Source organism: Pararhizobium sp. (assembly GCF_035497515.1).
In the GTDB taxonomy this organism is placed as follows: Bacteria; Pseudomonadota; Alphaproteobacteria; order Rhizobiales; family Rhizobiaceae; genus Pararhizobium.
This window is the reverse complement of the sequence record NZ_DATJDJ010000039.1, coordinates 1-17,385: the sequence shown is the minus strand read 5'-3', so window position 1 is coordinate 17,385 and position 17,385 is coordinate 1. Positions and strand designations below refer to the sequence as shown.

16 protein-coding genes are annotated in these 17,385 nt (G+C 61.4%); 4 read left to right on the top strand and 12 right to left on the bottom strand.

Features of this window, described 5'->3' with window-relative positions; genetic code table 11:
- Position 1: 1 nt before the first annotated feature.
- Positions 2–1,462, bottom strand: coding sequence for a siroheme synthase CysG (gene cysG, locus VL202_RS04105; RefSeq protein WP_325462898.1), 1,461 nt, complete (start codon positions 1,460–1,462; stop codon positions 2–4).
- Positions 1,463–1,708: 246 nt separating this feature from the next.
- Between cysG and VL202_RS04100 the strand changes: the two genes are divergently transcribed.
- The gene (locus tag VL202_RS04100; RefSeq protein WP_325462897.1) at positions 1,709–2,296 is read left to right on the top strand and encodes a nucleoside deaminase; all 588 of its coding nucleotides are present in this window, start codon (positions 1,709–1,711) and stop codon (positions 2,294–2,296) included.
- 5 nt (positions 2,297–2,301) lie between these two features.
- A complete protein-coding gene (gene mazG / locus VL202_RS04095) occupies positions 2,302–3,135 on the top strand; it encodes a nucleoside triphosphate pyrophosphohydrolase (protein ID WP_325462896.1) in 834 nt (277 codons plus the stop codon).
- Between the two features lie 69 nt (positions 3,136–3,204).
- On the opposite strand, the gene hflX is transcribed toward mazG, so the two are convergent.
- From hflX to dusB, 8 genes are all read right to left on the bottom strand, one after another.
- Entirely contained in the window at positions 3,205–4,530 is a 1,326-nt protein-coding gene (hflX, locus tag VL202_RS04090) for a GTPase HflX (protein ID WP_325462895.1), read from the bottom strand.
- 78 nt (positions 4,531–4,608) lie between these two features.
- Complete coding sequence (gene hfq, locus VL202_RS04085) at positions 4,609–4,851, bottom strand: RNA chaperone Hfq (protein ID WP_018325164.1); 243 nt, start codon at positions 4,849–4,851, stop codon at positions 4,609–4,611.
- 111 nt (positions 4,852–4,962) lie between these two features.
- Positions 4,963–5,826, bottom strand: coding sequence for a D-amino-acid transaminase (locus tag VL202_RS04080; protein WP_325462894.1), 864 nt, complete (start codon positions 5,824–5,826; stop codon positions 4,963–4,965).
- 26 nt (positions 5,827–5,852) lie between these two features.
- Positions 5,853–7,217 carry a sigma-54 dependent transcriptional regulator gene (locus VL202_RS04075; protein WP_325462893.1) on the bottom strand — a complete coding sequence of 455 codons (1,365 nt, stop codon included), beginning with the start codon at positions 7,215–7,217 and terminating at the stop codon, positions 5,853–5,855.
- Positions 7,207–9,480, bottom strand: a complete 2,274-nt coding sequence (locus VL202_RS04070) for a PAS domain-containing sensor histidine kinase (RefSeq protein WP_325462892.1) — start codon at positions 9,478–9,480, stop codon at positions 7,207–7,209. Before VL202_RS04070 ends, VL202_RS04075 begins: the two co-directional genes overlap by 11 nt.
- 218 nt (positions 9,481–9,698) lie before the next feature.
- Entirely contained in the window at positions 9,699–11,153 is a 1,455-nt protein-coding gene (gene ntrC, locus VL202_RS04065) for a nitrogen regulation protein NR(I) (protein WP_325462891.1), read from the bottom strand.
- The gene (locus VL202_RS04060; RefSeq protein ID WP_325462890.1) at positions 11,150–12,307 is read right to left on the bottom strand and encodes a nitrogen regulation protein NR(II); all 1,158 of its coding nucleotides are present in this window, start codon (positions 12,305–12,307) and stop codon (positions 11,150–11,152) included. The genes ntrC and VL202_RS04060 overlap by 4 nt, the downstream gene beginning before the upstream one ends.
- A complete protein-coding gene (dusB, locus tag VL202_RS04055) occupies positions 12,304–13,329 on the bottom strand; it encodes a tRNA dihydrouridine synthase DusB (RefSeq protein WP_325462889.1) in 1,026 nt (341 codons plus the stop codon). The genes VL202_RS04060 and dusB overlap by 4 nt, the downstream gene beginning before the upstream one ends.
- Positions 13,330–13,571: 242 nt before the next feature.
- On the opposite strand from dusB, the gene VL202_RS04050 reads away from it, so the two are divergent.
- Both VL202_RS04050 and VL202_RS04045 read left to right on the top strand, forming a co-directional pair.
- Positions 13,572–14,786 (top strand): bifunctional 2-C-methyl-D-erythritol 4-phosphate cytidylyltransferase/2-C-methyl-D-erythritol 2,4-cyclodiphosphate synthase, encoded by a 1,215-nt coding sequence (locus VL202_RS04050; RefSeq protein WP_325462888.1) that lies wholly within the window; start codon positions 13,572–13,574, stop codon positions 14,784–14,786.
- The gene (locus tag VL202_RS04045; protein ID WP_325462887.1) at positions 14,783–15,289 is read left to right on the top strand and encodes a CinA family protein; all 507 of its coding nucleotides are present in this window, start codon (positions 14,783–14,785) and stop codon (positions 15,287–15,289) included. The genes VL202_RS04050 and VL202_RS04045 overlap by 4 nt, the downstream gene beginning before the upstream one ends.
- On the opposite strand, the gene VL202_RS04040 is transcribed toward VL202_RS04045, so the two are convergent.
- From VL202_RS04040 to lipA, 3 genes are all read right to left on the bottom strand, one after another.
- Complete coding sequence (locus tag VL202_RS04040) at positions 15,290–15,745, bottom strand: type II toxin-antitoxin system RatA family toxin (protein WP_325462886.1); 456 nt, start codon at positions 15,743–15,745, stop codon at positions 15,290–15,292.
- Positions 15,746–15,866: 121 nt separating this feature from the next.
- The gene (locus VL202_RS04035) at positions 15,867–16,433 is read right to left on the bottom strand and encodes an AAA family ATPase (RefSeq protein WP_325462885.1); all 567 of its coding nucleotides are present in this window, start codon (positions 16,431–16,433) and stop codon (positions 15,867–15,869) included.
- 64 nt (positions 16,434–16,497) lie between these two features.
- Positions 16,498–17,385, bottom strand: an 888-nt coding sequence (gene lipA / locus VL202_RS04030) for a lipoyl synthase (protein WP_325462884.1), incomplete at its 5' end; no start/stop codon positions are given.

Genomic DNA, 17,385 nt, shown 5'->3' with positions numbered 1-17,385 from the left:
CTCAATTCCTCACTTCGTCAGTCTGTTTGCGCAACGCATCGGTCGAAACGGCGGCGTCGATCGCCCTGCCCGTGACCAATGGCTGCGACCGTTCGAAATTCGCGCCGGCCACGGCATCGCCGATGATCACCATCACCGGGCCGTCAAGCTCGCCGCGATGCTGCAGGCCCGGCAGGTCCTTCAGCGTGCCATGCAGCAGCTTGCGTTCGGCACGGCTGGCATTCTCGATTACGGCGACCGTGGTCTCGGCCGGCAGTCCGGCTTCCATCAAGCGTGCAGCGACGGAGGCGGCAACGGTACGGCCCATATAGACGGCAATCGTCGCACCTGAAATAGCGAGACGTGCCCAGTCGGGCAGCACATCACCGGCCAGATCGTGGCCGGTCGTGAAGATCAGCGACGAAGCGACGCCACGCAAGGTCAGCGGCAGTTCGAAATCGGCAGCGGCCGCAAAGGCCGAGGTGATGCCGGGCACGATCTCATAGGTGACACCCGCCTCGCGCAGCGCCGCCATCTCCTCGCCGGCACGGCCGTAAACCAGCGGATCGCCGGATTTCAGGCGAACGACACGCTTGCCGTCCTGGCCGAGGCGAACCAGCAACTGGTTGATGTCGTCCTGCGATTTGGAATGGCAGCCCTTGCGCTTGCCGACCGAAAGACGCTCGGCATCGCGCCGGCCCATGTCGACGATCGCCTGCGGCACCAGCGCGTCATAGACAATCACGTCGGCTTCCATCATCACGCGCTGGGCGCGCAGCGTCAGGAGGTCCTCGGCGCCCGGACCCGCGCCGACCAGCCAGACATGGCCTTTGGCGCGCTCGGCGGCGTGCAACAGTTTCGATGCTTCACGGCGCGCTTCCGCGACATTGCCGAGCGCCACCTGATCGGCGACAGCGCCGGAAAAGAAGCGACGCCAGAACACGCGACGCGATACGCCGCGTGGCAAGAGCCGATCCGCCACATCGCGATAGGCCTGCGCCAGCGTGGCAAGCGCGCCGAGCGACGGAGACAGAAGCTGATCGATCTGCGCGCGAATCATCTGCGCCAGCACGGGGCCGGCACCTTCCGTGCCGATGGCAACGGCGACGGGCGCGCGGTTGACCAGCGCAGGCGTCATGAAATCGCAGAATTCGGGCTGATCGACCGCATTGGCCGGAATTTTTTGCGCGCGGGCTGCGGTAACGATCACACGGTCCTGTGCCGCGTCGCCGGTAGCAGCAAAGACCAGCGTGGCGCCTTCGACCTGGGATACCTCAAAGGCCTCCCTCACAAGCTCGATATTGTGCGTGGTCAGGAAGGCGGAAAAATCGGCTTCGGGCTGATCGGCATGGGCGACGATGCGCGCTTGTGTGTTCATCAGCAGCCTGACCTTGGCAAAAGCCTCGTCGCCATTGCCGAAAACCGCCACACATTTTTGCGCAACGCGGAAGAAGGCCGGAAAGACGGTCAGTTGCTCAGTCATGGGTCGGGAATCTGATCCTGTTACAGGTTCTGCGGAATATCCCTTTTATAGAGGGAAAATTGAAGAAACAGAAATTCCGATGCCTTTGCAGAGGGATATTCTTTTGCTCGAACGCAGCACAATTTGAGCAAATATCACCGTCTACGGCGTCCCCTGTTCCAATGCAATGCGAACCCGGATGCGGCATTGCGCAGTGCCGCCCACATCCGTTAAATGCAGCCATCGCAATTGCCGGAGCCACAGAACATGAACAATACCGACCTCGCAGGTCGTCTGCTTTCCGTCATCGAGGCCGATATCCTGCCGCTGACGGAAAAGGGTGTCACTGCCGGAAACAAGATTTTCGGAGCGGCAATCCTGAACAAGTCGGACCTGTCGCTCGTGGTTGCCGAAACCAATAACGAGACAGAAAATCCACTCTGGCACGGCGAAGTCCATGCGCTGAAGCGCTTTTACGAGCGCGCGGAGAAGATGGACACGAAGGACCTCGTTTTCCTCTCCACCCACGAACCCTGCTCGATGTGCCTTTCGGCGATCACCTGGGCGGGCTTCGACAATTTCTACTATTTCTTCACTCATGAGGATTCACGCGATGCTTTCGCCATTCCGCACGACCTGAAAATCCTCAAGGAGGTCTTCCGGCTCGAGCCGGGCGGTTATGCGAAAACCAATGCCTTCTGGCGATCATCTTCGATCGCGGACCTCATCGCGACGTCCGACGAGGCGGCAAAGCCGGCCCTACAGGCGCAGGATGCGAAAATCCGTGCGCAGTATCAGCACCTGTCCGATGCCTACCAGTCCGGCAAGGACGACAATGCCATTCCGCTGAATTGAACTCCATGCAGCCCTCGCAGAACATCACTCGCCTCATCGAGATCATGGAAGCCTTGCGTCAGCCGGAAACCGGCTGCCCCTGGGACATCGTCCAGACCTTCGAGACCATCAAGCCCTATACGCTGGAAGAAGCCTATGAGGTTGCCGATGCGATCGAGCGCAAGGACATGGACGATCTCTGCGACGAATTGGGCGACCTGCTGCTGCAGGTGGTTTTTCACGCACGCATGGCCGAGGAAGCCGGCGATTTCGCCTTCGGCGATGTGGTCGAGGCGATCACCAAAAAAATGATCCGACGCCATCCGCATGTCTTTGCCCGCTCGGATGCCGATACGCCACAGGCGGTCAAGCTGCAGTGGGACGAGATCAAGCAGGCGGAAAAGGCGGAGCGTCGCGAAAGACGCGCCCGTCGCGGCCTGCCGGAAGACACCAGCAAGGGCCATCTCGGCTCGGTCCAACGCAGCTTTCCGGCACTCGTGGAAGCCCTGAAGCTGCAGGAGCGGGCGGCACGAGTCGGCTTCGACTGGTCCTCGCCCGAACCGATCCTCGACAAGATCGAAGAGGAAATCGCCGAGCTGCGCGAGGCGCTCGCCTTAAACGACAAGGCGAAGGTTGCCGACGAACTGGGCGACCTGATCTTCGCCGTCGTCAACATCGGCCGCCATGTCGGCGCCGATCCCGAAATGGCGCTGCGCGGCACCAACACCAAATTCCGCCGCCGCTTTTCGCATATCGAGACGACGTTGGAGGAAGGCGGCGAAAGCCTGGAAGCGGCGACGCTGGAGCGGATGGAAGAGCTATGGCAGGCGGCGAAGGCGATCGAGCGGCGGCTGAAGTAAGGCCACGCCGTTACGGAAACCGGAAATTTCGAGATCGAGGAGACCTACCCCCCTCGACCGCGATCGCCGCTACCAATCCTCTTTCGCAGGCTTCGGACCATTGCCGAGACGCCGCTCCAGCTCTTCCGCCTCGTTCGGCGTCATGCGCAAATCAAGGCTGACGGAGCCGTCTTCCATGTCTTCGCGGCCATCGACCATCGTGTGCTGGTAGATCCAGGACAGGAGCTGCAGCTTGGCCGGTGGCAGCACGACGGTCGTTTCCGTCAGGACGCCGGAGAGCCGCTTGTTAATCTCGTTGAGGAGATGATCGACGCCCTCGCCCGTAACCGCCGAAAGCGCCACCGTGCTCTCGCTGTTCTCCGCCTTTTGAACGAGGCTGATATGCGCCTCCTCGCCGAGCAGGTCGATCTTGTTCCAGACTTCGAGGATGCGTTCGGAGCGTGCCTTCTCGTCAATCCCGAGATCGTCGAGAATACCGATCACGTCCTGTGCCTGCACCGCATTGTCGGGATCCGAGAAGTCGCGGACATGCAGGATCAGGTCCGCTTCCAGCACCTCTTCCAGCGTTGCGCGGAAGGCGGCGACGAGATGGGTCGGCAGGTCCGAGATGAAACCGACCGTGTCGGAGAGAATGACCATGCGCCCGTGCGGCAGCTTCATCCGCCGCAACGTCGGGTCGAGCGTGGCAAACAGCATGTCCTCGGCCAGCACGCCGGCGCCGGTGATGCGGTTGAACAGCGTCGATTTCCCAGCATTGGTATAGCCCACCAGGGCGACGATCGGGTGCGGCACCTTCTTGCGCTTGGCGCGATGGAGCTGACGGGTGCGGCGCACCTGTTCCAGTTCCCTCTCGAGCTTGACGATCTTTTCCTGCAGCAGTCGGCGGTCGGCCTCGATCTGGGTTTCGCCCGGACCACCCATGAAGCCCGCGCCACCGCGCTGACGCTCAAGGTGGGTCCAGCTGCGAACCAGCCGGCCCTTCTGGTAGTTGAGATGGGCGAGTTCGACCTGCAGCGTGCCTTCCTTGGTGGAGGCGCGGCGGCCGAAGATTTCAAGGATAAGGCCGGTCCGGTCGATGACCTTGCCGTTCCATTCCTTTTCGAGATTGCGCTGCTGCACCGGCGTCAGCGGATGATCGATGATCACCAGGCCGGCATTGTGCTCGCTGAGCAGATGGCCGATTTCCTCGATCTTGCCTGAGCCAAGCAAGGTCCCCGGCTTCGGCTGGGCGACGGGCACGATCATGCCGTGCACGACGTCCAGATCGATGGCGAGCGCCAGACCGATGGTTTCCTCGAGTCGGCTCTCGTCGCTGCGTGTCGACGGGGCGGCGATGATGTCGGCGCTCTGCTTCCCGGTCTTCTTCAGGACCGGGACGATGACGACGGCGCGCATGTCATCGCGGAGCTTTTCGAGCTCCGGAATGATAGACGCCGATTTTGTATCACGTTTGGTAATCTACTCTGTATCCCGTCAGGATGCGGATTCTTCGCTCTCGAACATCTGCATCGGCTGTCCCGGCATGATTGTCGAGATCGCATGCTTGTATACGAGCTGGGAGTGCCCGTCACGCCGCAAGAGGACACAGAAGTTGTCGAAAGACGTGACAACGCCGGTGAGTTTCACACCATTGATAAGAAAAATTGTCAGAGATATCTTCTGCTTGCGGACGGTGTTGAGAAAAAGATCCTGCAAGTTCTGAGAACGTTCCGCCATAGCGCCGCTTCTTTCTTATTGTCCGGTCAGATTTAACCGGTTGATTATACGATCTGAATATCCCGAATGCCGCGAAAAATCCTTCCCGCAGGCATCGCCCCGGATTTGGTATCAAATCACGGTCTTTTCCGCAATGTCGAAAAAGGCTTCGCGAATTTTCTGTGACACGCTTCCCGGGTGCCCATTGGCGATGGTTTTGCCGTCCACGGCCACAACCGGAAAACAGATGCTGGTCGCCGCGGTGATGAAGACCTCGCGTGCCTCAAGCATCTCCTCGATAGTAAAGGCCTCCTCGACGATCTCCATGCCGAGCGCCGATGTCACGTCCTTCAGCGTCGTGCGGGTGATGCCGCACAGGATGCCATGTTCGGCATGACGCGTGCGCAACCGGCCGTCGCGATCGACGATCCAGACATTGGTCGCCGCTCCTTCCTTCACCGTGCCATCAGCATCAACGAAGATCGCTTCCTGAGCGCCCACTTCCCTGGCCGTCTGGCGTGCCAAAACATTCGGCAACAGCCCGACCGACTTTATGTCCACCCGGTCCCAGCGGTTTTCCGGCACCGTAATCGCCCGGATGCCGTTGGCATTTTTTCCGGCAATGACCGAAGCATCAGTTCGTTTCGCCGTGACGACTACCGTGGACGGCGTGCCATCCTTCGGGAAGACATGGTCCCGCCGCGCCGTGCCGCGCGTCACCTGCAGGTAGAAAAGCCCGTTGCGAACCCTGTTGCGGCGCAGGACCTCGCGGATGACGATCACAAGTGCCGCCCGCGTCATCGGCCAGTCGATGCGCAATTCACTCAGCGATCGGTCCAGCCGGTCGAGATGGCGTGTCAGATCGACGATTAGGCCGTGGCGGACCTCGCAGACCTCGTAGACCCCGTCGGCAAACTGGAAGCCTCGGTCCTCGATATGGACGCCGGCATCCGCATGACGCTGATAGGCGCCGTTGACATAGGCAATTCTCGTCATCGAAAAGGTTGTTCCAGGTTAGAGGGTCAGACGCCGAGCGATTTCAGCTTGCGATGCAGCGCCGACCGCTCCATGCCGACAAACTCCGCCGTGCGCGAAATATTGCCGCCGAACCGGTTGATCTGCGCGATCAGGTAATCCCGCTCGAACATTTCGCGCGCCTCGCGCAGCGGCAATGTCATGATGTGCTGGTCGCCCTGCGCCGAAATCTTCGGCAGACTGTCGCCAACCTCGCTCGGCAGCATGTCGGCAGAGATCGCGGTATCGGGACCGTCGCTACGGGCGAGGATCATCAGCCGCTCGATATTGTTGCGCAACTGGCGGATATTGCCCGGCCAATCATGCGATTGCAGAACCGCGAGCGCGTCGTCACCGATCTTGCGCGTGCGGATGCCCGCCTGCTCGCTGATCTGGCGCATGAACATGTCGACCAGGAACGGAATATCCTCCCGCCGTTCAGCCAGCGCCGGCACACGCACCGGAATGACCGCGAGGCGATGATAGAGATCCTCGCGGAAGGCGCCTTCCGCGATCTGGCTTTCCAGATTATAGGCCGTGCAGGAGATGATGCGGACATCGACCTTGACGCGCTTGGAGCCGCCGACGCGCTCGAACTGCTGGTCGACCAGCACGCGCAGGATCTTGTTCTGCGTCTCGCGCGGCATTTCGCCGACTTCATCGAGATAGAGGATGCCACCATGGGCTTCCTCAAGCGCGCCGGTCTTGCGCGGCTGTCCCGGCGTACCCTCGGTGCCGAACAGCGCGATTTCCATGCGATCCGGCGTGATCGCCGCCGCGTTCAGCGCCACGAACGGGCCGGTGCCGCGCGACGATTTGCGGTGGATCATGCGCGCCACAAGTTCCTTGCCGGAACCGGACGGGCCGTGGATCATGATGCGGCTGTTGGTCGGCGCCACCTTTTCGATCGTCTGCCGCAATTGCGAAACCGCGACCGACGTGCCGATCAGTTCGACGGGATCACCCGAGCGCTTCTTCAGCTCCGACACTTCCCGCTTGAGCTTGGAATTTTCGAGCGCGCGCTCGGCGATCAGGATCAACCGGTCGGCCTTGAACGGCTTTTCGATGAAATCATAGGCGCCACGACGGATCGCCGAGACGGCGGTTTCGATATTGCCGTGGCCGGAAATCATCACCACCGGCAGGTCAGGATAGCGGCTCTTGACCTCGTCCAGCAACGCCAGGCCGTCCAGCCGGCTGCCCTGCATCCAGATGTCGAGAAACACCAGACGCGGCACGCGATCACTGATCGCAGCCAGCGCGCTGTCGCTGTCGAATGCGGTGCGGGTTTCATGCCCTTCGTCCGAGAGGATACCCGAAACGATCTCGCGAATATCCTCCTCGTCGTCCACAACCAGAATGTCAGCCGCCATGGGAAGTATCCTTATCCTGTCTGTCTTCGTTGCCGCCGGTTTGTCCGGTCGGCGGCAAGAGAATGCGAATCATGGCGCCCTGCCCGTGGTCAAAATCGGTGGGCGCATCATGCAGTTCCAGTTGTCCGCCATGATCCTCGATGATCTTCTTGACGATCGCGAGACCAAGGCCCGTGCCCTTTTCCCGCATCGTCATATAAGGCTCGAGAATGCGATGGCGATTCTCCGTCGGCAGGCCGCGACCGTTGTCGATGACATCAACAACGAACTGCCCATTCGTTTCATTCAGTCGCGAGCGCACCATCACCTTGCGTTCGCCGCGAACGGCATCCGCCGGCAACGCTTCGATCGCCTCGACAGCGTTCTTGATGAGATTGCCGAAGGCCTGTCCCAGCATGCGGCTGTCGAACGTTCCGTTCAGCGGCTCGTCACCGAAATCGCGGATGAAGGAGACGTGATTGTTGCCCATCTCTCGCAGGAAGACCGCGTCCTTGAGGATGCCGCGCAGATCGGCGTTCTCCTTGGTCGGTTTCGGCATGCGCGCGAAACCGGAGAATTCATCGACCATGCGGCCGATATCCTCGACCTGGCGCACGATCGTGTCGGTGCATTGGTCGAACACCGTCCGGTCGTCCTGGTTGATCTGCTTGCCGTAACGGCGTTTCAGGCGCTCGGCCGACAGCTGGATCGGTGTCAGGGGATTCTTGATCTCATGGGCGATACGGCGGGCAACGTCTGCCCAGGCGGTCGAGCGCTGAGCGATCACCAGATCAGTAATGTCATCGACGGTGATAACGTAGGAATCCTTGGCATCGTGCGATTCCTCCCGCGTTACCTGGACATTCAGCGTCCGCTCGGTGCCGCCGCGCATGATGTTGATCTGCTTGCGGTAATCGTTGCGGTGACGGCTGGCGGCCTCGTTCAATACCTGCTCGATTTCCGGCGCCACGTCGGCCAACCGTTCGCCTACGAGTTCCAGCGTCGAGCGTGACAGGAAATGTTCCGACGATGGGTTGGCGATGGTGATCCGCTGGTCGTCCTCGACGCCGATGACGGCTGCAGTTACACCGGAAAGCACCGCCTCGATGAAGCGACGGCGATTGTCCATCTCGTCCTTGGCTTCGAGGATCTGGTCGCGCTGCGTGCGGATTTCCGCGATCATCTTGTTGAAGGTGTGCGACAGGCTGCCAACGTCGCCATCGACCGCATGCACGGGCACGATCACATTCAGATTGCCGCTCGCGACACTGTCGGCCGCGCCGATCAGCAGTCGGATCGGCCGGACGATCCGGTCGGCCACCGCGATCGCGGTCCAGATCGCCGCCAGAAGCACGATCAGCGCAAAACCGAGATAGAGAACCCCGAAGGCCAGTTGGAGCGATGTCCGCCCGGCTTCGAGATTTTTGTATTCGGCGGTGTTTTCCTCCATCAGCCGCATCGAGCGCATGACCTTTGGGTCAACGGTGCGGACGGTATAGAGATAGGCGCCCTGGATGTTGTCGATCGGGATGATCGCGCCAACGAGATTGGTCACCCCCGGCGGAATGAGCGTTGGCTGACCGGAAACCGTGCTCAGAAGAGCGTCCTTCGGGATCGCGGGCAAGGGGCGCTCGGTCGGGATATTGGCCTGCAGGATGGGTGATCCGTCGCCGCGCACAAGGAAGGCGCCGAGCATGCCGCGCCCGCGTGCCTGCCGTGTCATCAGTTCGATGAAGCCGGTGCGGTCGAGACTGTAGAGCTGCCGGTTGCGCTCCAGGTCGTTGGCCATGGAAACCGTCTGGCCCTGCAGGTAGCTGGCGTTTTCGAGAACATAGGCTTCGGCGACATCCAGCGACGAACTGACGATCGACTGGGTGCGTAGCGAGAACCAGCGGTCGAGGCCGACATCGAGCGTGATGCTGGCAAAAATGGCGACCAGGATGGCCGGCGTGATGGCGACGATCGAAAACAGCGCGACGATGCGCACATGCAGGCGCGCCGCGGCACGACCACGGCTACGGGCCTTCAGAAGCCGCGTGATCTCGCGTCCGATCAGGAACAAGAGGCCAATGACGAACACCGCGTTGATCGCCGCCGAACCAATGACGACATTGGTTTCCGGCCTGATCGGCGTCAGACCGAGCAGGATGAGGAGCGAGATGATGGCACAGGCCAGCGCGCCGGTTGCAAGCAGCAATCCAGGAAGCGCGAAAGAGGCGCGCCGGTCGTTACCGGACGCAACAATCTCGTCTTTCGCCAGCGGAACAATCAGCCCTTCGGCCATCAGCAATGCATCCCCCGAGCCGGCATCGGCTGTTGGACGATGGCAGGCTTTCCAAGCTTCGTAGTCAAGAAACGGCCGCGCCGAATCCGGTTCGCCGCACGCATAGTACGCGCCGGTGATCGGATCGGACCGTCGATGATCCCTGGAGACTCAATCGACGCCCGTGTGCTTTCTAAGCAACATATTGTGGCGAAAATGCAACGCTTCTTGGCACGAAGTCAAGCGCTGCGTGAGCTGCGATAAACGGATACTCCCAGTTCCCGGATCTTCTTGCGCAGAGTGTTCCGGTTCAGGCCGAGCAGGTCGGCGGCCTTGATCTGGTTGCCACGCGTCGCCGTCAGGGCTGCGAGAATCAGCGGATATTCCATCTCCGCCAAAACCCGGTCATACAGGCCTGCGGGTGGCAGTCCGTCGCCGAAACCGCCGAAATATTGGCGCATGTTCTCCTCGACCGCCTGCGAGATCGACATCGAGCCGGATCGGCTGGACATCTTCTCGATCGGGCTGTCGGGAATGTCGGAGCGCAGCTCGGTTTCGATGATCTCCTTGGAGATCACATCCTGTGGATAAAGTGCGGTCAGGCGGCGAACGACGTTTTCCAGCTCGCGGACATTGCCCGGCCAGGGATGCGCCTTCATCAGTTCCAGCGCTTCCTGGTCGAATCGCTTGACATCGAGCCCTTCCTTTTCCGCCTGCTGGACGAAATGGCGGACGAGATCGGGAATATCCTCGGCCCGGTCACGCAGTGGCGGCAGCCGCAGCGGCACGACGTTCAGGCGGTAATAGAGGTCCTCGCGGAACAGTCCCTGGTTGATCGACTGCTTCAGGTCCTTGTTGGTCGCCGCGACGATGCGGACGTCGGAGCGGATCGGCGTACGGCCGCCGACGGTCGTGTATTCGCCCTGCTGCAGCACGCGCAGCAGCCGGGTCTGCGCATCCATCGGCATGTCGCCGATTTCGTCGAGAAACAGCGTGCCGCCCTCGGCCTGTTCGAAGCGGCCGGTGGAGCGGTTCTGCGCGCCGGTGAAGGCGCCCTTTTCGTGGCCGAACAGTTCCGATTCGATCAGGTCACGCGGTATGGCCGCCATGTTGATCGCCACAAAAGGGCCGTTGCGGCGCTTGCCGTAATCATGCAGCGCACGCGCCACCAGTTCCTTGCCGGTGCCGGATTCGCCGGTGATCATCAGTGTAAGATCGGTCTGCATCAGGCGCGCCAGCACACGGTAGATTTCCTGCATGGCGGCGGAACGACCGACCAGCGGCATGCCGTCCTGCGCATCGTCCTCCTGCTTGACCGGCTTGCGCTTCGGTTCGGCCAGAGCCCGGCCGATGATGGCGATCAGTTCGGTCAGGTCGAAGGGTTTCGGCAGATAGTCGTAGGCACCCTTTTCAGACGCCTTGATCGCCGTCATGAACGTGTTCTGGGCGCTCATCACCAGCACCGGCAGATCCGGCCGCGCCTTCTTGATGCGTGGCAGAAGGTCGAAGGCATTCTCGTCGGGCATCACCACATCTGTCACGACGAGATCGCCATCGCCAGCCGAAATCCACCGCCACAGCGTCGCCGCGTTCGAGGTGATGCGGACGTCGTAACCGGCGCGGCTGAGCGCCTGGTTGAGCACGGTGCGGATGGCAGCGTCGTCGTCGGCAACGAGGATGGTTGCGCCAGTCATCGGGATTGTCCTTTTATCGTGGTCGGTAGATCGCTATCTTCGGCCGTCGGTCCCTTGGACGCGGGCATCAGGACGCGAAACGTCGTGCGGGTCGACTGGCTGTCGCACTCGACGATACCCCCGTGGCCGCCGATGATCTTGGCGACGAGAGCAAGGCCGAGGCCGGAACCGTTGGTCTTGGTGGTGATGAAGGGATCGAAGAGATGCGGCAAGAGGTCGGCCGGCACGCCCGGACCGTTGTCATGTACGCAGAACTCCAGCGGCAGCGAAATCTTTTCGCGTGTCCCGGCAACTGACAGGCGGATGCCGGGTCGATAGGCAGTGGTCAGCAGAATCTCGCCGTCCGGCCTATCCGCAACGGCCTCGGCGGCGTTCTTGATCAGGTTGAGGAAGACCTGGATCAGTTGATCACGGTTGGCATACACTGGCGGCAGCGACGGGTCGTAATTCTCGGTGATGCGGATCTTGCGGGCAAAGCCGGCCTTGGCGACGGCCTTTACATGATCGAGCACCGAATGGATATTGACCGGATGGCGATCCACCGGCCGTTCGTCGGAAAACACTTCCATCCGGTCAACCAGCGAGACGATGCGGTCCGTCTCGTCGCAGATCAGCCGCGTCAGCGCCCGGTCCTCGTCGTTGACCGAGGTTTCCAGCAACTGCGCAGCCCCCCTGATGCCGGAGAGCGGGTTCTTGATCTCGTGCGCCAGCATCGAAGCAAGACCCGTCACCGAACGCGCTGCGGCCCGATGGGTCAGTTGCCGGTCGATCTTGTCGGCCATCGAGCGTTCCTGGAAGACGACGACAACGGAGCCGGGTTCGGAAAGGACCGGAGCAACATACAGGTCGACCAGTTTGTCGGCTCCAAGGCGCGGCGAACTCAGGTCGACACGATATTCGTTGACGGCGGCGCGGCGCTCGCGCACCTGCTCGATCAGCGTCAGAAGCGGACTTCCGAACGGAATGAAAGCGTTGATATCGTGACGGGAGAGATAATTGGCGCTGGCGCCGAAAAAGGCTTCCGCCTCCCAGTTGGCGAAGACGACGAAACCCTTCTCGTCCACCAGGATGACCGGGTTCTGGATGGCGTTCAGCACCGCCATCGGCAATGAATTGATGGCTCGCTTGTCGTCGTCACCGATCTTGTCGGTCATGCGGCGTCCTTTTCTTCGTGCCGGCCGGGCATCGCGGTGATGGCTGCCACCGTGCCGGCAAGGACGGCGTGTGGATCGGTCGATGTCATGATCGCCGCCTTGTCCTGCGGCGAAAGATGCGGCGCGAAAAGACCAAGATACCAGCCGATATGTTTTCGCGCGTGACGGAGCCCGGTATCGGGGCCGTAAAATTCCAGCATCATCGTGTAGTGCTCGGCGACGATGTCCGCGATTGCAGCCGCATCCGGATGCTTGACAGCACCAGCCAGCACGCCGGCATGCCACGGACGTCCCTGGCTGGAGCGGCCGATCATCACCGCGTCGGCACCGGAGCGGCGCAGGATCTCATCCGCATCCGCTTTCGTCGCGACATCGCCATTGGCGATGAGCGGCACGGAAATCACGTCGCGCACCGCCCGGATCGCGTCCCAGTCAGCCTTGCCGGTGTAGAACTGCATACGCGTGCGGCCATGAATGGTGATCATCTGCACGCCGGCCTCTTCGGCGCGCTTGGCGATCAGCGGCGCGTTGATCGAACTCTCGTCCCAGCCCAGCCGCATCTTCAGGGTCACGGGGACATTGACGGCCTTGACCGTCGCCTCGATCAGCGACAATGCATGATCGGGATCCCGCATCAGCGCCGAGCCGGAATAGCCGCCGGTCACTTTCTTCGCCGGGCAGCCCATATTGATATCGATGAGGGCGGCGCCATTGTCCGCGACGATCTTGGCGGCTTCCGCCATCCAATAGGCTTCGCGCCCGGCAAGCTGCACCATATGCGGATCGATGCCGGAACTTTTCAGGCGCGCCCAGCTTTCCGACGCATTGCCGACCAGTTCGCGGCTTGCTACCATTTCGGTCACGACCAGACCGGCCCCATAGCGCCAGGCCAGCTGCCGGAACGGCAGGTCCGTCACGCCCGACATCGGCGCAAGCACGACACGGTTTCGAAACGTGAGCCGCCCAACCCGGAACGGCGATGACAAATCCGGTATCTGCAAATGATTATCTTTCGGGCACATACTTATGCTGCACTATTTTTAGACATAGTTCTTGAGCTTGCCAAGCGTTTTCAAACGCGCGCGACAAAATTCGATGGACAACTGGCCAAGCCCCGCCCTTCACGGTACATCACAACGAATTCAGGCGGTGCGCCACGGCAATGGAGTTCCGGTGCTCTGGAACCATGATTGAACAGGCGGGCCATCCGTTTGTTCGGTATCCGATCCGAACAACGGCAGATTTGCGGGAAGCCATACAGAAGATGCAGGCAAAAGAACAGTTTTCCTGTGGCGTGGTCGTTGTTGCTGCAGGCCGCGGCGAACGCGCCGGCTCACTCAGCGACGGGCCGAAGCAGTATCGCCCGATCGGCGGGCGGCCGGTGATAACCCGTGTGCTCGACGCCTTTTCGACCTGGCCGCAGGACAAGATCATCATCGTCGTCATCCACCCGGATGACGAAGCGCTGTTCGAACGCGCACGCGGCCTCGTTTCGAAAAATGCCGAGGCCGTCCGTTTCGTCCATGGCGGCCCGACCCGGCAGCTTTCCGTGCTGGCCGGATTGAAGGCGCTGGAAGGCACGGGCATTACCCATGTGATGATCCATGACGCCGCCCGCCCCTTCGTCGATCACGCGCTGCTGGATCGTTGTCACGCGTCCCTTGTCGGTGGCGCCGAGGCAGCCCTTCCTGCCATTGCAGTCGCCGATACGTTGAAGCGGAGCACACCGGACGGAACTGTCGCCGAGACCGTGCCACGCGCAAGCCTTTTCGCTGCGCAGACGCCGCAATGTTTTCGCTTCGCGCCCATTCTGGCGGCGCACGAACGTGCGGCGTCATCCGGCCGATCGGACTTCACCGACGATGCCTCGATCGCGGAATGGGCCGGCATGTCCGTCGCCCTGATCGAAGGATCGGTCGACAACGTCAAGCTGACAATCAAACGGGACATCGCCATGGCAAACGAAAAATGGAACCGTACCGCCCTTCCCGACGTGCGCACCGGCAACGGGTATGACGTCCACCAGCTGGTCGATGGAGACGGCGTGACGCTCTGTGGCATCGTCATCCCGCACGATCAGACGCTGCTTGGCCATTCCGATGCCGATGTCGCGCTGCATGCCCTGACCGACGCCCTGCTCGCCACCTGCGGCGCCGGCGATATCGGCGATCATTTTCCACCGTCCGATCCGCAATGGAAGGGCGCGCCGTCGCGCATCTTTCTCGAACACGCGGCGAAAATCGTTCGCGACAATGGCGGAACGATCATGAACGCGGATATTTCCCTGATCGCCGAGGCCCCAAAAGTCGGCCCGCACCGCCAGGCGATGCGCGAGAACCTCGCCTCGATGCTCGGCATTTCGCTGGATCGCTGCTCGGTAAAGGCAACCACCAACGAGACGATCGGCTTTGTCGGCCGGCGCGAAGGCATCGCCGCGATTGCCACGGCAACGGTCGTCTACGCGGGACAAGAGACATGAGCAATTGGCCGCGCGATATCGAAGACAAGGCGAAAGCGCTGATCTCAACCTTTTCGGAACGCGGCCTCAATGTAGCCACGGCCGAATCCTGCACCGGTGGGCTAATCGTCGGCGCACTGACGGAAGTCCCCGGTTCATCCGTTGTGGTCGATCGAGGCTTCGTCACCTATTCCAATGACGCCAAGATGCAGATGCTCGGCGTCGATGCAGCGACACTCGCAGCCTATGGCGCCGTCTCGCGCCAGACCGCGCTGGAAATGGTCGCCGGCGCGCTCGCGCATTCGCGGGCCGATATCGCGGTCGCCGTCACCGGCATTGCCGGCCCCGGCGGCGGATCGATCGAGAAGCCTGTCGGTCTCGTGCATATTGCCGCCTCTGCCCGCAGCGGCGGCGTGCTTCATCGCGAAATGCGCTATGGCGATATCGGCCGCGATGCCGTTCGCCTCGACACGGTTCGGACCGCGCTCGCCATGCTGGAAGAAGTCGCTGGAAGTTCGGACTGATCAGGCTGCCGGTGCATAGATCGTGTCGGCACGCTTTTCGAAAGCCTCGGAAAACATCCGGAAGGCCCGGTCGAACATCGACCCCATGAGAGCACCGAGGATGCGGCTCTTGAACTCGTAGTCGATGAAGAAGTGAACGGAGCAGCCGTTCCCGGCCACATCCTCGAAGCGCCAGCGATTGTCGAGATATTTGAACGGGCCATCGATATATTTGACGTCGATGATCCGCTCCGCCTTGTTGAGCAGAACCTGCGTGGTGAAGGTCTCGCGGATCGCCTTGTAGCCAACGGTCATGTCGGCCAGAAGCAATTCCTTGCCGTCCCGTTCCTTGCGGGAACGAACGATCAGAGCCTCGCAAAGCGGCAGGAATTGCGGATATTTTTCCACATCCGCGATCAGATCGAACATCTGGTCGGATGTGTGATTGACGGGCCGGCGGGTTTCGAACTGGGGCATGAGGCTGAGATATTCAATGCTCTGATCAAAAACAAGATGGCATGATGCCTCATGTCCGATCAGCAGCTGACTACCGTAACGTTAGCGGTACCAGCACCTGCGTGACGCTACGGTAGCAAGGTCAACACACGCCAACATGCTCAAGCAGCTTTCGTGTTTCGACATGCGACCTGACGATCAGCACCGGCACGTCGGGACCATAATCCGCCAGCTTCTGCTCGATCTCCGGACTCTCGGTTGTCTCGAAATTCCAGATATAGCGCAGGAACTCTCCCGACAGCCGCTCCGGGCAGCCTTCGGCCATGTCAGGGCGGGTCCGGCCGCGATATTTCAGCCAACGCATTACGACGCCGTAAAGCGAAACATGGCGTGGTGGCCGCATCCAGAGGACCAGATCCGTGCGCGGCAGGCGTAGTGGCAGCGTGCCCGGGCTCGTTCCATCCATGATCCAGCGCGGCTGATCGACAGAGCGCTCGATGATGGCGAGAGCCTCCGCCCTCGACCGTTGGATCCAGCCCGGTAGCCAGAAAACATCGCGATCCATGGATATGTAAGGGAGTACGAACCGGGTCGAGAGCAACTGCGCCAGAGTGCTCTTGCCGCTTCCGGAGCAACCGATGATCAGAACCCGCTCGGCCTTGCCAAGCAGCGCAGCAGCCTCGCCGGCATCCGCCAGATATCGTGCCATTCAGCCTCCGAAAATGAAAAAGCCGCGGTGTTTGCGTCCGCGGCCGTTCAATGTTGCGGCTGGATTATTCCGCCGCCGCGAGAAGCTTCTTTTCGCGCGCGGCCCTGAGTCGGGCGAAATCGTCACCGGCGTGATGCGACGAGCGGGTGAGCGGGCTCGAGGCCACCATCAGGAAGCCCTTGGTGTAAGCGACGGTCTCGTAGGATTTGAATTCGTCCGGGGTGACGAAGGCTTCGACCTTGTGGTGCTTGCGGGTCGGCTGCAGGTACTGGCCGATCGTCAGGAAATCCACATCGGCGGTGCGCAGGTCGTCCATCAGTTGCAGCACTTCGTTGCGCTCTTCGCCGAGGCCGACCATGATGCCGGACTTGGTGAACATGGTCGGGTCGAGTTCCTTCACCCGCTGCAGAAGCCGGATCGAATGGAAATAGCGCGCGCCGGGGCGCACGGTCAGGTAATTGCCCGGCACCGTTTCCAGATTGTGGTTGAACACATCCGGCTTGGCGGCGACGACGCGCTCCAGTGCACCGGGCTTCTTCAGGAAGTCGGGCGTCAGGATCTCGATTGTCGTCGACGGCGATGCGGCGCGGATGGCAAAGATCACCTTTTCGAAATGCTCCGCGCCGCCATCGTCGAGGTCGTCGCGGTCGACCGAGGTGATGACGACGTGCGACAGGCCCATCTGCTTGACGGCCTTGGCGACGTTTTCCGGCTCGTCCTGATCGAGTGCGTTCGGCTTGCCGGTGGCAACGTTGCAGAAGGCGCAGGCGCGCGTGCAGATCTCGCCCATGATCATGAATGTGGCGTGCTTCTTGTCCCAGCATTCGCCGATGTTGGGGCACGCCGCCTCCTCGCATACCGTGGTGAGGTTGAGGCCGCGCATCAGCTCGCGCGTTTCATGATAGGTTTTCGAGACAGGCGCCTTCACCCGGATCCAGCTTGGCTTGCGCTG

Bases quoted from the DNA above. Each gene is read 5' to 3' on its own strand.
- cysG (WP_325462898.1), bottom strand. From the start codon at position 1,462: ATGACTGAGCAACTGACCGTCTTTCCGGCCTTCTTCCGCGTTGCGCAA.
- VL202_RS04100 (WP_325462897.1), top strand. From the start codon at position 1,709: ATGAACAATACCGACCTCGCAGGTCGTCTGCTTTCCGTCATCGAGGCC.
- mazG (WP_325462896.1), top strand. From the start codon at position 2,302: ATGCAGCCCTCGCAGAACATCACTCGCCTCATCGAGATCATGGAAGCC.
- hflX (WP_325462895.1), bottom strand. From the start codon at position 4,530: ATGCGCGCCGTCGTCATCGTCCCGGTCCTGAAGAAGACCGGGAAGCAG.
- hfq (WP_018325164.1), bottom strand. From the start codon at position 4,851: ATGGCGGAACGTTCTCAGAACTTGCAGGATCTTTTTCTCAACACCGTC.
- VL202_RS04080 (WP_325462894.1), bottom strand. From the start codon at position 5,826: ATGACGAGAATTGCCTATGTCAACGGCGCCTATCAGCGTCATGCGGAT.
- VL202_RS04075 (WP_325462893.1), bottom strand. From the start codon at position 7,217: ATGGCGGCTGACATTCTGGTTGTGGACGACGAGGAGGATATTCGCGAG.
- VL202_RS04070 (WP_325462892.1), bottom strand. From the start codon at position 9,480: ATGGCCGAAGGGCTGATTGTTCCGCTGGCGAAAGACGAGATTGTTGCG.
- ntrC (WP_325462891.1), bottom strand. From the start codon at position 11,153: ATGACTGGCGCAACCATCCTCGTTGCCGACGACGACGCTGCCATCCGC.
- VL202_RS04060 (WP_325462890.1), bottom strand. From the start codon at position 12,307: ATGACCGACAAGATCGGTGACGACGACAAGCGAGCCATCAATTCATTG.
- dusB (WP_325462889.1), bottom strand. From the start codon at position 13,329: ATGTGCCCGAAAGATAATCATTTGCAGATACCGGATTTGTCATCGCCG.
- VL202_RS04050 (WP_325462888.1), top strand. From the start codon at position 13,572: ATGCAGGCAAAAGAACAGTTTTCCTGTGGCGTGGTCGTTGTTGCTGCA.
- VL202_RS04045 (WP_325462887.1), top strand. From the start codon at position 14,783: ATGAGCAATTGGCCGCGCGATATCGAAGACAAGGCGAAAGCGCTGATC.
- VL202_RS04040 (WP_325462886.1), bottom strand. From the start codon at position 15,745: ATGCCCCAGTTCGAAACCCGCCGGCCCGTCAATCACACATCCGACCAG.
- VL202_RS04035 (WP_325462885.1), bottom strand. From the start codon at position 16,433: ATGGCACGATATCTGGCGGATGCCGGCGAGGCTGCTGCGCTGCTTGGC.